The organism is Aeromonas sp. 603607, from assembly GCF_049171595.1.
Lineage (GTDB): Bacteria > Pseudomonadota > Gammaproteobacteria > Enterobacterales > Aeromonadaceae > Aeromonas > Aeromonas veronii.
On sequence record NZ_JAAKOV010000016.1, the window covers coordinates 80,570 to 94,427 of the forward strand.

Genomic DNA, 13,858 nt, shown 5'->3' on the forward strand with positions numbered 1-13,858 from the left:
TTTATCCCCGGCACTAAGGGGTAGCTTTGGTCTTACAGGCACAATCAAACGAAACCAAGGAGGCTCCATTACATGTTCCCAGAGTACAGAGAACTCATCTCGAAACTGAAGAGCAGTGATGTCCATTTCCAGAAGAAGTTTGACTTGCACAACGACCTGGATGCGGAGATTAGAAAGTTGGAAAAGCATCACGCCAGCGACTATAGCGCCGAGGTGAGAGATCTGAAAAAACAGAAACTCAAACTGAAAGAGGAGATATACGACATCCTCAAACAACATCCACAATAGATGCCTCGAAGAATATGCGGATAAGCAATTTATCCCCCAGCCCGGCCCACGCGCCGGGCTTTTTGTTGTTTCAGTCAATTAGTTGACACCCGAGCCTACCGATCTTGCCGGTAGTTTGTTACATTTTTCCCTTGGAATTCAGGGAATAACGGTGATGATAACATGAGCAGAAAACGATCTTTTTATCATCTCTTGCTGCTTTGCCTGTTCGTATTGAGCCACCCCCTGCAGGCTCAGGAGCCTGAACTGGAGCTGTGGCACTCCCAGCAAGCCGGTTACGTGATCGACGACGTGATCGCCCGTTTCAATCAGGAGGGGAACCACAGAGTGCGGGTCACCCAGATTGAGCCGGGCAAGATCAAGGCGGATCTCCTGCTGGCGGCTCAGGCCAGGGGGCTGCCCGACCTGATGCTGATCCCCTCCGATTTTATCGGCCTCTATCGCCAGATGACCCTCGCCCCCCTCCCGGCCGAGTGGTTTTCCCCCGCGCTAATGGCCAGTGCCTTGCGTTATGTCACCCTGGATCGGCAACGCTGGGGCATGCCCATGATGCAGGGCAACCATCTGATGCTGTTTTACAACAAGGCGCTGGTCTCGACTCCGGTGACCCAATGGCAGCAACTGACTGCTATCACCCCGGTCCTCAAGGCCAAGGGGGTCTACCCCGTCAGCTGGCCCTATCACGACATGTACTACTTCGCCGCCTTTTTACACACCTTTGGCGGCTCGCCGGTGACCGAAGGGCGCATCACCCTCGACAACCCGGCCATGGTGCAGGCACTGGAGGCCTACCGCACCGTCGCCAGCGAACAGTGGGTCGATCCCGAGTGCGACTATGACACCGCCCTCGCCCGCTTCAATGAGGGCAAGAGCGCCTACCTCATCAATGGGGACTGGGCGTTCAATGATCTGGTGAAGAACATGGGGGAAAAGCTGGGCGTCGCCCTGCTGCCCCGCTGGCAAAGCCATCCCATGCACTCCATGAGCGGCGCCTACGTGATGGGAGCCTCCCGCTGGGCGATGGACGATGAGGATCGGCAACCCGTCATCAAGGCATTGATGGCCTTTATCCAGCGTCAGGATATTCAGCAGTCCATCTATCATCAGGGGGCGCTGCTGCCGGTCAATCAGCAGGCTTTTACCGCCATCAGCCGCCGTCCCACGCCTCAGGAAAAAGTGCTGCTGGAACAGTTCACCCTCAGTACCCCCATGCCCTCCGACAGCGCCATGTCCATCGCCTGGCAAGCGATGGAGAAAGGGTTCGAGCGCTTTAAAGAGGGGATCAGTGCCGCCGACACCGCCCGCTATATGCAGCAGCTGGCCGATCAGCAGTACCGGCAGGTCAAAACACCATGAAACATCGTACCTTTCGGCTCGGCCCCACGCTCATCGTCATCCTGTTCACCGTTGCCCTGCTGCCTGCGCTGCTGGTGAGCGGCATATTGCTGGCTCGTCAGCACCAGATCATTGCTCAGAGCGAACAATCCCAGCTGGAACGGGCCCTCACCAGCATGACCCGTGAGGCACGCTTTCGCAGCGAGCTGATCGGCACCCAGCTTCAGCAACTCAGCAACGACCGGGTGCTCAATCAGGCACTCGAGAATTTTCTCTTCTCCAGTCATGCCCGGCTGGCGCTGGCTACCTTCATCAAGTCCAACAGTTTACTGACCTCGGCCTACCTAATCGATGATCAGGGTCGGGTAGTGGAGTACATCAACGGCCGGGCCTCCCACCTTGAATCGAGCAACCTGATGCCACAGCTGATGGCCTGGAGCAAGACGCGGGAAGCCAAACAGGGTAAACATCTGCTGATGCCTGTGGATGATCCCCTGCTGATCGGCGATATGGAGCAGGACCGCAGCGGCGGACTGGCGCTGGTGGCCCCCATCTATCGCAATCACCAGCGTGCTGGCGTGATGCAGACCCCTTCCGGCTTCGTGATGGCTATCCTCCCCTGGCGACAGATGGCCCAGCTGCTGGAACCCTATCTCAAGGGGAGCGAGTATCTGGTCATTTCACAAGGAGATACCCCTCTCTACGAGGGCTCACATGACAACACCAGAGACATGGATGACCGGGTCCCCAGCCAGATGGCGCAGCTCTTGACCATCGGCTGGCCACAACTTGCAGAGATGATTACCCCCACCATCACCCTCTACAGCTACAGCGATGACAGGGTTAGCGAGCTGAACAAATCCCAGCAGCTGCTCACCATCAGCATCGCCGTCATGTTGCTGCTGGTGGCCATCGGCTGTGTCTGGCTTACCCGCTGGCTCACCCGACCGCTGCGCTCGCTGGCCGCGCTGGTGCGCAGCTATGGCAAGGGCAACTACCAGCAACGGCAGGCACCGCTGCGCTTTGTGGAGTACGACGAGGTGCGCCAGTTGCTGCAGGAGATGGCCAGCACCATCTCGGATCAGGTGCGGGCGCTCTATCAACAAAATGAACAGCTGCAACAGGCCAATAGCGAGAAAGAGGCCTTCAACCAGCGGCTGCTCGGCTTCAACGACGAACTGGAGCAAGAGGTCGCCTCACAAACGACCGCCCTGCGCTCTGCCCTGAGCCGGGAGGAGCGCAGCCGCCATATCCTGCAATCCTGGTTGCAGTTCGGTCTGCACCAGCAGCTGGATATCGATATTGCCGAGCTGGCCAGCTCCGCCCTGCTGCAGCTCTCGCAGCTCTATCCCGGTCACCGCTGGGGGCTGGTGATCCGCCGCGATGGCCAGCCTCACTACTCCCTGACCCAGGGGGTCGATTCCCCCTTGCGGGATGCCCTGCAGGAGAAACTGGCTCAACTGATGGATGAGGAGGTCAAACACTCCGAATGCCAGTGGGATAACGCACTCTGGAAGATCATGACCCTGCCCGGCAGCCAAAGCGGCGTGCTGTTTGGCTATCTGATGGTGAGCGCCGAAGGGCTGGAGTCCGAAGACAGGGCCATCTTGCGGCTGTTTGCCAAGCAGTTGGCGGTGGGCATCGAGGGGCGCCTCTTCACCGACGAGCTGGCGCGGGTCGCCCGCACCGACAACCTCACCGGGCTGCCCAACCGGCAGGCGTTCGAAGAGGCCTTCCACCACTATCAAGCAGTGCTGGCGCGCCATCCGGAGCGTCACCTCGCCCTCTTCATGCTCGACCTCAACGGCCTCAAGCGCACCAACGACCAGTATGGGCACGAGGCGGGCGACGCCCTGCTGATCCAGATGGCTCGCCAACTGCGCACCCTCTGCCGTCAGGATGAGAAGATTTTCCGTATCGGCGGCGACGAGTTCGTCCTGCTGGCGGAGGCGGATCACCTCGCCAGCCAGCAGCTGGCAGGCAGGTTGGAGGCAAGCCAGCAGCACGCCATCGTGCAGCATGGGGAGCACAGCTTCCCGCTGCGTTTTGCCATCGGCTGGAGCAGCAGCGACCAGACCCCGCTGGCGGAGCTGAGCCGGGTGGCTGACGACGCCATGTATGCCAATAAGGCGCGCTTCTATCAGGGGCAGCGATAAAAAGCGGAGGTCTGCGGCGTTGGCGAGCCTTTCGCCAACGCCCTGATCAGCTCGCAAAAATGGCGCGCAACGCTAGACGCGGCGCGGACCATGACTAAGATAGGGGCTCTTGATGTCTCGATTTGGAAGGGAGTAGGAAATGGAGTTAGTACTTGGCCCGCTGGAAGCCCGCGTCATCGGCTGTCTGATTGAAAAAGAGATCTGCACCCCGGATCAATATCCCCTCTCCCTTAATGCATTGGTCAACGCCTGCAACCAGAAGAGCAACCGCGAGCCGGTGCTGGAGCTCTCCGAGCTAGATATCCGCGCCGTGGTGGACGAGCTGATCCGCAAGCGGCTGGTGGTCAACACTGCAGGCTTCAACGCCCGGGTGCCCCGCTACCAGCACAGGTTCTGCAACACCGAATTTGGCGAGCTGAAATTCAGTGCCCAGGAGCTCGGCATCGTATGCGAACTGCTGCTGCGCGGCCCGCAAACCCCGGGGGAGCTGCGCTCGCGCACCAACCGCCTCTGCAGCTTCGATGATGTCACCGAAGTGGATGCGGTGCTGACCCAGCTCATCGAACGTGGCCCCTACGTGGTCAAGCTGCCGCGCGAGCCGGGCAAGCGCGAATCCCGCTACGCCCACCTGTTTAGCGGCGAAGTGGATATTCAGGCGATGATGGATGCCGCTCCCGCCGCGGCCTATGCCTCCCCTGCCGCCGACCGTCTGAGCGAGCTGGAGCAGGAGGTAAACGAGCTCAAGAGCCGTCTCGCCGCCATGGAAGCGCGGCTGGCTGCGCTGGATGGTCAGGGCTGATCGCCTTTACCATCACCCATCTCTATCAGGGAGCCGGGGCTGATGTCCCCGGCTCCCTGCGTTTTTTTATCGTGAGGAAGTGCCCGTGATCACCCTGATTAAAGAGTCTGACCACCAGAAGATGCCCTGGAAAAACCAGCAGGGCACCACCAGCCAGATCCTCATCTCCCCCAAGGGGAGCAGCCTTGCCAAACTCGACTTTGACTATCGACTGAGCTCGGCACCCATCAAGAGCGCGGGCCCCTTCTCCCCCTTTCCCGGCTATCAGCGCATTTTGCTGCCGGTGAGCGGGGCTGGCTTTGTGCTCAACGGCCACCCCTACGCCACCTTCGAGGCGGCGCATTTTAGCGGCGACGAGGAGACCCACTGCGAGTTGCTGAAAAAAGAGGTGACCGATCTGGGGCTTATCTACCATCCGGCTCGCATCAGCGCCAACGTGCGGGTGCTGAACCTCCCCTTCCCGCTGACCCTGACCCTCGAGCCAGGGAAGACCTACCTCTGTCACCTGCTGAGCGGCCAGCTGACCTTGCAGGGCAAAGAGGTGGCCATCAACGAGACGCTGGTGGTGACCGGTGAAGAGAGCATTCACTTCGAATGCCAGAAGAAGACCGCCATCGCCTTCTTTACCCTGCAGGATGTTCTCAAATAGGATCTGCCGCGGTTAAAAATCACTCACGAATATTGAAAGTTATATATCTCGGAGTAATATGGGTCTCTCATGGCTTTTGTGATGAGAGATCCTATGCAATACACACTTGATGGATTCGAAACACCACCAGAACTCACCACTGAAGAAGAAAAAAGTAATCAACAACTACAGAAAAGAATTAGAGAGATTTTGAATGAATTTGGTTATGTTGAGGATAATAAATTAGTTAACGCCAAAACATTCAAATGCAGAGTTCCTTACGAGGATCTCTATGGGCTTAAAGCAATCAGTGCTTTTGTAATTAACCATCCAATTGATGGGTTAACTCGTATTGAGCCTCATCAGCAACAAGTTTCCGGCTCTGTAGACCGTAAATTTCCTTTCTTTTTACAAAGCGCAAACAAAGCTCCTGAACAAAATGTCATCATTTTGATTGAAGGCCAAGGCCATAAAAAAGCTGCATTTGAATGGCTAAAATCCGAGGCGAAAAAATGCGCTACCAAAAATGTCAAATGCTATGATTTGGCTGAGTTTTCACTCTGGCTCTAATTTGATTAACGTTTGGGTGCCCGCCCTCCACTATCGAGGCATGCTTGCATTGTGTCATAAGGGATATAATGCTTGGTTCGGTTGTAATAAGTCCCCCCTTTCGGATGACATATACCACTACGACTTTTCTTTACCGGAGGTTCTGCTGCCAAGGCGATGGTACACACCAAGATTAAACAACAACTGAGAACCAATTTTACTAATTGCATTTCCGTGTATCTTCCAGCGTCTTTAGAACAAAAACCTCGTCTGATGCCAGCCAATTCTGTCAGATATATAGCTCAATAGAAAAGCCGGGAAATCCCGGCTTTTCTATTGAGCCAACCGGCTCGTGCCGGTCAGCACCTTAGTTGACCTTGAAGGAGCCCTTCATCATGGCGAAGTGGCCGGGGAAGGAGCAGAAGAAGGTGAGATCCTTGCCCGCCAGACCGTCGGTCTTGAAGGTGACGCTGCTGCTCTCGCCGCCGCCGATCAGCTTGGTGTGAGCCAGCACACGAGGATCATCCTTGGGCAGATAACCGTTCTCGGCCCCGGCGCTCATCCCGGCAGTTGCCACGGTCTGATAGTCGGCGGTGCTGGCCAGCACCCAGTTGTGACCCATGGCGGTCACGGGCAGCTTGCCGGTATGGTTCAGGGTGACCGTCACCTCCTTGCAGGTGGCCGGCACGCTCATCTCTTTGAGGTTGTACTGCATGGCATCATTGCCTTCGATGACCAGTGCACACTCATCCGCCAGCACGGGGGCAGCTAGGGTACTCAGAAACAGCAGGGTAATCGCCTTTTTCATCATCTTCTCCTTTGATTGGCAATGGATGGCAACGACTTGGCGGATGCGGTGAACGCTTCGCAAAGATGCCGTCTAAATCGACCTTCATTTTACTCAATTGTCTTCAATCGGCTATGGCTTTTGGCCAAAGCTGCGGGCCAGGTCACCAGACGGTGCTCTACTCGCCACTCTCTCCCTCACGGATGGACGATACGACCCGCTCCCGCCACAGGTTCAAAACTGTTTAATTTTTTCTGCTCTTTTCCCTCCGATTGCCCCTATCAGGGCTCGCCCGGCGGGCGCCCCTTGGCTAAGCTAGCGCCCCGATATGAACCTTCTCCAGATGAGAGCGCCGGATGATTGCGATAACCCCCGTGGCGGCCCTGCGCGGCCTGCTGCTGACCCTGCTGCTGGCGCTGGCCGGCTGCCAGCCCACCCCGCCTGCCCAGACCCGTATTCAGGGCAAGACCATGGGCACCTACTATGTGGTGACCCTGAGCGATAGCTACCCCGGTGGGGAGCCCGCCCTCAAAAGTGACGTAGAAAGTTTGCTAGCCCGGATGAACAAGGAGATCTCCACCTACGATCCGGGCTCCCTCATCTCCCGTTTCAATCAGGGACCCGCCAACACCCCGTTTGCCATCCCGCCCGCCATGGCCATCATAGTCCAGCAGGGGATTGATGCCGGTAAGCTGACCGACGGCAAGCTGGATGTGACCGTGGGGCCTCTGGTCAATCTGTGGGGCTTTGGCCCGGACAAACGGCCGGTCAAGCGGCCCGATGAGGCGGCCATCGCCGCCGCCCGCCACAAGGTGGGCATCGACAAGCTGACCCTGACCCCGCAGGGGGATCACTTCCTGCTCGAAAAAACGATCCCGGATCTCTATCTCGACCTCTCCACCCTTGGCGAGGGGGCCGCCTCTGACGAGATTGCCGCCCTGCTCGACGGCAAGGGGGTACACAACTACCTGATCGAAGTGGCCGGTGCGGTGCGCAGCAAGGGCAACAACAGCAAGGGCTCGCCATGGAAAGTGGCCATCGTCGAACCCTCCGATCAGCCGGGGGCGTTTTCCGATATCGTCATCCCCAACGGTATGGCGCTCAGCACCGCAGGCAGCTATCGCAACTACTACGAGCTGGATGGCCAGCGTTACTCCCATATCATCGATCCTGCCACCGGCCAGCCGGTCACCCACAAGCTAGTCTCCGCCAGCGTGATCACCCCGACCGCGCTTGAGGCTGACGCCCTCGATACCGCGCTGATGGTGATGGGGCCCGAAGCGGGTATGGCATTTGCCAAACAGCACAAGCTGGCGGTCTATCTCATCATCAAGACCGAACAGGGGTTCAAGGCCAAGTACACGCCCCAATTCGCCCACTATCTGGCGAAGCAACCGACAGAAAAGCACTGATAAACAGAAGGCCCCGATAACGGGGCCTTCTCATTACGGTTGATGATGAACTTGTCACGGGCTATTCGATGGTCACCCGGTGAGGGGCTGGCGTTTCCACCTGCTTGGGCAGTTGCAACGTGAGGATACCGTTCTCGAACCTGGCGCTGACCTTGTCCAGCGCCACCTCGACCGGCAACTCCAGAGTGCGTGAAACACTGCCAAAATAGCGTTCACTGCGCAGTGTTCGCTCATCCTTGTTCTGGCTGTCAATCTGGCGGATCTCCGCTTTCAGCGTCACCTGTTTACCATGGATATCCACATGGATGTCCTCTTTGGCAACCCCCGGCAACTCGGCTTGCAGCACATAGTTGCCATCACTCTCCTTCAAATCCAGCCTGATCTGGCTCGGCAAGGGGTCCCCGTGCAAGGGGCGAATATAGAAGCCGGACGCCATATCGCGAAACAGGTCATCGAACAGACTGGTACGGCTTGGTAGCAAACTCATCTCTGATCCCTCCGTGATTCATGGACTGACAGAGGCAGGCCCTGATACCTGCCTGATGGGGCCTATATGTGACCGAGGCTTGTCTTTGCCCCCTCTATCAGTCTAAAAAGTGTGCCGCGTGCTGCCACCCCATCTGAGCTTTATTTGATATGGATCAACCACATCGCCCTGGCCACCAGGCACAGAGCGTGACATGGAAACTGAAAGTTGCGTGACAAAAGCACATTGATTGCCACTTGACACGCTTTGGTGGCACACTTTCTCCCATCAACCCGTAGCGCCTCGACCCAGAACAATGCAGACACCGGAAAACGCGTCAGAAAAGAAGAGCCCTGCCAAGCCACAACGCATTCTGATGGTCAATGAGCAGCGCTCGTTTCAGGTGATGATGAAGGCGATGCTGATCAATCTGGGTATCAGCAACATCACCTACTCCAATACCGCCGAGGATGCACGGCGTCGCTGCCAGAAGGGCAGCTTCGACATCTATCTCATCGATTACGATCTGGGGGTCGGCGAAAATGGCCGCCAGTTGCTGGAGAGTCTGCGTGACCAGAGCCTGATCCCGCCCCAGAGCGTGGTGATAATGGTGAGCAGCGACAGCTCCCGCGCCATGGTGCTGAGTGCGCTGGAGGCCGAGCCCGACGAGTACCTAATGAAGCCCTTCTCCCAGGAGCAGTTCTCGTTTCGCCTCAGACGCGCCCTCGCCCGGCGTCATGCCCTGGCACCGGTATTCACCGCCCTGGCCGACAACAACTTCCAGGCTCTCATTACCGCCTGTGCCGAGCGAGCCGATGCGGTGCCCCGTTTTGCCAACTACTGCCGCTGCTTGCAGGCCGATACCCACCTCAAGTTGGGTGAAGCACAGGAGGCTCGCGCCTTGATGCGCCAGCTGCTGGCCGGCCAGGAGAACAGCTGGGCCCGCCTGACGCTGGGCAAGGCGTGCAACACTCTGGGGCTCCATGAAGAGGCGGTCAGCCATCTGCAGGCGACCCTCAAAAATACCCCGCTGATGGTGGAAGCTCACCTCTGGCTGGCGGAATCCCAACTCGCCCTCGGCAATGACGAGCAGGCGCAGCAGGAGCTCAGGCGGGCGGTGGACATCTCCCCCCAGTCGGTGCAACTCTCCCGCCGACTGGCGGAGGTGTGCCTGCTGCGCCACGACTATGCCCAGGCCAAGGATGTGTTGCTGTCGCTGATCGACCTGTCCCGCAACTCCATTCACCGCACCCCCCACTATCTGGGGGCCTATATCCAGACCCTGACCCTCTACGCCCTCAACAGCAACGACAGCTACCACATCGCCAACCTGCAAAAGCAGGTCAATTCTGCCCTGTCGCGCATCCGCGATTCGCTGATGATGTCGGAGTTCAACTACCCGGTGTTCGAGCAGATCTGTCAGGCCCGGGTGCAGATTGCGCTGGGCGAGCTGCTCAAGGGCAAGAAGATGCTCTATCGCGCCAATCAGAACTGGCTTGATGAACCGGCCACCATGCCCCCCGCCCTGCTTGGCGAGACCATCCTTGCCCTCTACCAGCTCGGCGAGTTTGAATATGCCGAAAGCCTGCAAGGGCTGCTGGCGGAGGACGAAGACCGGCTGCTCACCACCTGTATTCAGGCAACCCGGGATGACAAGACGGTACTGGAGCGGCGTCAGCGCTACCAACAGCTCAACGATCTGGGGATCAAAGCCTATCAGGCCGGGGAGCTTGAACAGGCACTCGGTCACTTCCGCGAGGCCCTGCGCCGCGCGCCCGCCAATACCGGTGCCGCCCTCAACAAGATCCAGGTGTTGCTGCAACTGATGCAGAAAAACCGCAAGAGCCCGGAGTTTGGTGCCGAATGCAAGGAGACCCTGGAGGTGCTCGACGGCATCCCCCTCAACCCGGCCCAGCAGGAGCGTTTTCGCAAGCTGCGCCAGGAGTTCAACCAGTTCAGCTAAGACGCCGCCGTGCCCCCTTTTCCCCGCCTATGCTGAAACCAGTTCGGCAATGCGAGGGAAACGAAGATGGCGATGTGTCGTTATCTGGTGGCCGATGGCCGCCACTGCAGTGAAGAGGCTGGCGAGCACGATCTCTGCCACTGGCATGATCCCCACCATACCCATCAGGAAGCCCACACCGCCGAGGCGCTTGAACAGTACGTTCGCGCTGGCGGACTCTGCCACGGCCTGCAGCTGTCACGGGCCAATCTGGCGGGCCTCAATCTGGTCAACAAGGAGTCCGATCAGGGATTTTTGCTGGAGCAGTGCAACCTCTATCGCGCCAACCTGCGCGGTGGTCACCTCTACGGCCTGCGCATGAAGGGCGGCAGCCTGATGAAAGCCGATCTCAGTGATGCCAACCTCCAGTGCGCCACCCTCGATGACGTCAACCTGCTCGGCATCCGCTGGCACAACACCCGGCTCGACAACATGCAGACCGGCAAACGGGTGATGCAGGATCGCAAGGGGCGCCGCGAACGGGATCCCAAACAGGCGCGCATCTGGTTCAAGGAGGCGGAAGAGACCTACCGGGATCTACGCAAAGCCTCCGAGGCGCAGGGGATCTTCACCATGTCCGGCAACTATATCCAGCAGGAGCTCACCATGCGCCGCCTGCAACTGCCGTTCTGGTCGACCCAGCGTTTTACCTCCTGGGTGGTCGATCTCTTCTGCGGCTATGGCGAGGCCCCGATGAGGGTGGTGCTCTTCTCTCTGCTGCTCATCTTTATCTGCAGCATTTTTTACTTCTTCTGCGGCCTCAACTTCGCGGGTAACTACCTTATCTATCGACCAGAGGCGCCCCTTGAAGAGAACGCCATCTTCCTGCTCGAATGCCTCTACTACAGCGTGGTCACCTTCACCACGTTGGGGTACGGCGACTTCACTCCGGTCGGGCTCTCCAGGATCTTTGCCGCCTTCGAAGCCTTTACCGGCAGCTTCACGCTGGCGCTGTTTGTGGTGGTATTCGTCAAAAAGATGACCCGCTGACGCCTCTCCCTGCCAAGCGGGTCGGCCACTGGTGCTGACCCGCGCCCCGAACTTGCATCCACCGCCGATTCCTAGTCCAATAGCCACTTATAAAAATGACATGAGCATCCCGGACATGAAGATCATCTCTTTCAATATCAACGGCCTGCGCGCCCGCCTGCACCAGCTGCAAGCCATCATCGACAAGCACCAACCCGATGTGATCGGCCTGCAGGAGATCAAGGTACACGACGAGGCTTTCCCGCTGGCCGATGTGGAGGCCATGGGCTATCACGTGGAGTTTCACGGCCAGAAGGCCCACTATGGGGTCGCCATCATGAGCAAGCAGAAGCCGGTCAAGGTGGAGAAAGGCTTCCCCACCGATGACGAAGAGGCCCAGCGCCGGATGATCATGGCGACCTTCGAGCGCGAAGACGGCTCTCTCATCAAGGTGATGAACGGCTACTTCCCGCAGGGTGAAAGCCAGGATCACGAGACCAAGTTCCCGGCCAAGCAGAAGTTCTACGAGGATCTGCAGCACTATCTCGAAACTCATCACACGCCGGACGACCAGCTGGTGCTGATCGGGGATATGAATATCTCCCCCACCGATCTCGACATCGGCATCGGCGAAGCGAACCGCAAGCGCTGGCTGCGGGATGGCAAGTGCTCCTTCCTGCCCATCGAGCGGGAGTGGATGGAGCGCCTGAAAGGGTTCGGTCTCACCGACACCTTCCGCGCCGCCAACCCTACCGAGTGCGAGCGTTTCTCCTGGTTTGACTACCGATCCAAGGGCTTTGACGAGAATCGCGGCCTGCGCATCGACCTCATCATGGCCTCCGACGCCCTCAAGGACAGCGTGACCGAGACAGGTATCGACTATGAACTGCGCGGCATCGAGAAACCCTCCGACCACGCTCCCATCTGGGCCTGCTTCGCCTGATTGAGTGCGGGCGAGGGCTCCTCTCGCCCGCTACAATTCTCCCCCCTTTTTCCTCCTGCCTATTGTCATCGCACACACTATCCTGTCGGCAATATCGTTCTCATATGATACTCTTTACTCCATTTTTCAGCAGCAGAACGGCTTCTGTTGTGAAGAACAGAGAGAACTTTTTCGATCAAGCAGCTTGGGTTCAATATTCATGCTCTATGATTGAAAAACTTCAATAATCCAATGAGTTAATTTGTAATCATGAAGTTAATCACGTCAGCCGAAAAAAAAGGTGTGCATGATGGCCGCAATCGGGCCAACAGGAGTGAAATGATGATGGAGCCAAACACCAGAGCAGGATTATTCAAACAGGGGATGCTCGCTCTGACGCTGGCCGGTGCACTGGCCGGCTGTGGCGGGGAAACAAACCAGACGGTGCAAACCATGCCGGCCGTGCCCGTGGTAGTCAACGAGGCGACCCTGACCGATGTGCCGCTCACCACCGAGATGGTGGGCGAAACCGCCGGTTTTCGCGAGATCGATGTCCGCTCCCGGGTCAGTGGCATCCTGCTCAAGCGCACTTATGTAGAAGGCCAACCGGTTACCGCCGGCCAGCAACTGTTCCTGATCGACCCCGAGCCCTACAAGGTGGCGCTGGAGCAGGCCAAAGGCACCCTGGCCCAGGAGCAGGCCAGACTCAACAAGGCTCGCGCCGATCGGGATCGCATCATTCCCCTCTTCAAGCGCCAGGTGGTAAGCCGCAAGGACTATGACGACACCATCGCCAACTATGAAGCGGCCATCGCCAGCCATCAGGCCGCTCAGGCCAAGGTGAAGGAGGCCGAGCTCAACCTCAGCTATACCAAGGTCACTGCCCCCATCAACGGCATGGCGAGCAAGAGCTCCCAGTCCGAGGGGAGCCTTATCTCCACCAGTGGCGACAACGGCCTGCTCACTACCATCACCCAGTTTGATCCGCTCTACGTCAACTTCTCCTACTCGGAGCAGGATCGCCTCGATTTCGAGAACTCGGTCAAGAGAGGGACCATTGAAGCCAAGGACGCCACCAACTGGCGCACCCATATCCGCCTGGCCGATGGTTCTGTCTACCCACAAGCGGGCAAGCTCAACTTCTCCGACAACCGGGTCGATCCCCAGACCGGCACCATCCGTGCCCGCGCCATCTTCGATAACAAGGACGGCGTGCTGCTGCCCGGCCAGTTTGTCCGTATGACCATCGATCTGGGCACCCGCAAGAATGCCATAGTGGTGCCGCCCCGCGCTATCGTCCAGTCCCAGGCTGACCGCATGGTGATGGTGGTCGATGCCGAGAACAAGGTGATCCCCCGTCCGGTCAAACTGGGCCCGGTGGTCTCCGAGGGGGTGCTGATCGACAGCGGCCTCAATGCCGGTGACCGTTACATCGTCGAAGGCTTGATGAAGGCTCGCCCCGGCAGCGTGGTGAAACCTGTCTCTGCCGACGAGATGAAAGCCATCACCGCCAAGATGGTCAGCCACTCAGCGGCCAAGTAAGGA

At 58.4% G+C, this 13,858-nt stretch carries 14 protein-coding genes; 11 read left to right on the forward strand and 3 right to left on the reverse strand.

Annotated features, from left to right (window positions below; genetic code table 11):
* The first annotated feature begins 72 nt into the window (after window positions 1-72).
* The 6 genes from G5315_RS15480 (at window position 73) to G5315_RS15505 (ending at window position 5,776) form a co-directional block, all read left to right on the forward strand.
* Window positions 73-288, forward strand: a complete 216-nt coding sequence (locus tag G5315_RS15480) for a YdcH family protein (RefSeq protein WP_005337763.1) — start codon at window positions 73-75, stop codon at window positions 286-288.
* 162 nt (window positions 289-450) lie between these two features.
* Window positions 451-1,644 (forward strand): sugar ABC transporter substrate-binding protein, encoded by a 1,194-nt coding sequence (locus G5315_RS15485; protein ID WP_421333319.1) that lies wholly within the window; start codon window positions 451-453, stop codon window positions 1,642-1,644.
* Window positions 1,641-3,779: a diguanylate cyclase domain-containing protein gene (locus tag G5315_RS15490; RefSeq protein ID WP_421333321.1), complete on the forward strand. Its 2,139-nt coding sequence runs from the start codon at window positions 1,641-1,643 to the stop codon at window positions 3,777-3,779. Before G5315_RS15485 ends, G5315_RS15490 begins: the two co-directional genes overlap by 4 nt.
* 139 nt (window positions 3,780-3,918) lie before the next feature.
* Complete coding sequence (locus G5315_RS15495) at window positions 3,919-4,578, forward strand: YceH family protein (protein ID WP_064336484.1); 660 nt, start codon at window positions 3,919-3,921, stop codon at window positions 4,576-4,578.
* Window positions 4,579-4,663: 85 nt separating this feature from the next.
* Complete coding sequence (locus G5315_RS15500; RefSeq protein ID WP_421333323.1) at window positions 4,664-5,227, forward strand: HutD family protein; 564 nt, start codon at window positions 4,664-4,666, stop codon at window positions 5,225-5,227.
* Window positions 5,228-5,320: 93 nt separating this feature from the next.
* Window positions 5,321-5,776 carry a PD-(D/E)XK nuclease superfamily protein gene (locus tag G5315_RS15505; RefSeq protein ID WP_069529010.1) on the forward strand — a complete coding sequence of 152 codons (456 nt, stop codon included), beginning with the start codon at window positions 5,321-5,323 and terminating at the stop codon, window positions 5,774-5,776.
* 5 nt (window positions 5,777-5,781) lie between these two features.
* Here the strand turns inward: G5315_RS15505 and G5315_RS15510 are convergent, their stop codons facing one another.
* Together G5315_RS15510 and azu are read right to left on the reverse strand one after the other, a co-directional pair.
* Window positions 5,782-5,985 carry a hypothetical protein gene (locus G5315_RS15510; RefSeq protein ID WP_421333324.1) on the reverse strand — a complete coding sequence of 68 codons (204 nt, stop codon included), beginning with the start codon at window positions 5,983-5,985 and terminating at the stop codon, window positions 5,782-5,784.
* 137 nt (window positions 5,986-6,122) lie between these two features.
* A complete protein-coding gene (azu, locus tag G5315_RS15515) occupies window positions 6,123-6,563 on the reverse strand; it encodes an azurin (RefSeq protein WP_005337768.1) in 441 nt (146 codons plus the stop codon).
* A 335-nt stretch (window positions 6,564-6,898) separates the two neighbouring features.
* Between azu and G5315_RS15520 the strand changes: the two genes are divergently transcribed.
* Window positions 6,899-7,954 carry an FAD:protein FMN transferase gene (locus G5315_RS15520; RefSeq protein WP_421333325.1) on the forward strand — a complete coding sequence of 352 codons (1,056 nt, stop codon included), beginning with the start codon at window positions 6,899-6,901 and terminating at the stop codon, window positions 7,952-7,954.
* 61 nt (window positions 7,955-8,015) lie between these two features.
* On the opposite strand, the gene G5315_RS15525 is transcribed toward G5315_RS15520, so the two are convergent.
* Window positions 8,016-8,441, reverse strand: a complete 426-nt coding sequence (locus G5315_RS15525; protein WP_421333327.1) for an Hsp20/alpha crystallin family protein — start codon at window positions 8,439-8,441, stop codon at window positions 8,016-8,018.
* Window positions 8,442-8,736: 295 nt separating this feature from the next.
* Here G5315_RS15525 and G5315_RS15530 point away from each other — a divergent pair, with 295 nt between their 5' ends.
* The 4 genes from G5315_RS15530 to G5315_RS15545 all read left to right on the forward strand — a co-directional run bounded on the left by G5315_RS15530 (window position 8,737) and on the right by G5315_RS15545 (window position 13,855).
* Complete coding sequence (locus G5315_RS15530; protein WP_421171808.1) at window positions 8,737-10,383, forward strand: response regulator; 1,647 nt, start codon at window positions 8,737-8,739, stop codon at window positions 10,381-10,383.
* A 66-nt stretch (window positions 10,384-10,449) separates the two neighbouring features.
* Window positions 10,450-11,412, forward strand: coding sequence for an ion channel (locus tag G5315_RS15535; RefSeq protein ID WP_201937181.1), 963 nt, complete (start codon window positions 10,450-10,452; stop codon window positions 11,410-11,412).
* Between the two features lie 115 nt (window positions 11,413-11,527).
* Entirely contained in the window at window positions 11,528-12,334 is an 807-nt protein-coding gene (gene xthA, locus G5315_RS15540; RefSeq protein WP_100653387.1) for an exodeoxyribonuclease III, read from the forward strand.
* 363 nt (window positions 12,335-12,697) lie between these two features.
* Window positions 12,698-13,855, forward strand: coding sequence for an efflux RND transporter periplasmic adaptor subunit (locus tag G5315_RS15545; protein ID WP_421171953.1), 1,158 nt, complete (start codon window positions 12,698-12,700; stop codon window positions 13,853-13,855).
* Window positions 13,856-13,858: the final 3 nt, after the last annotated feature.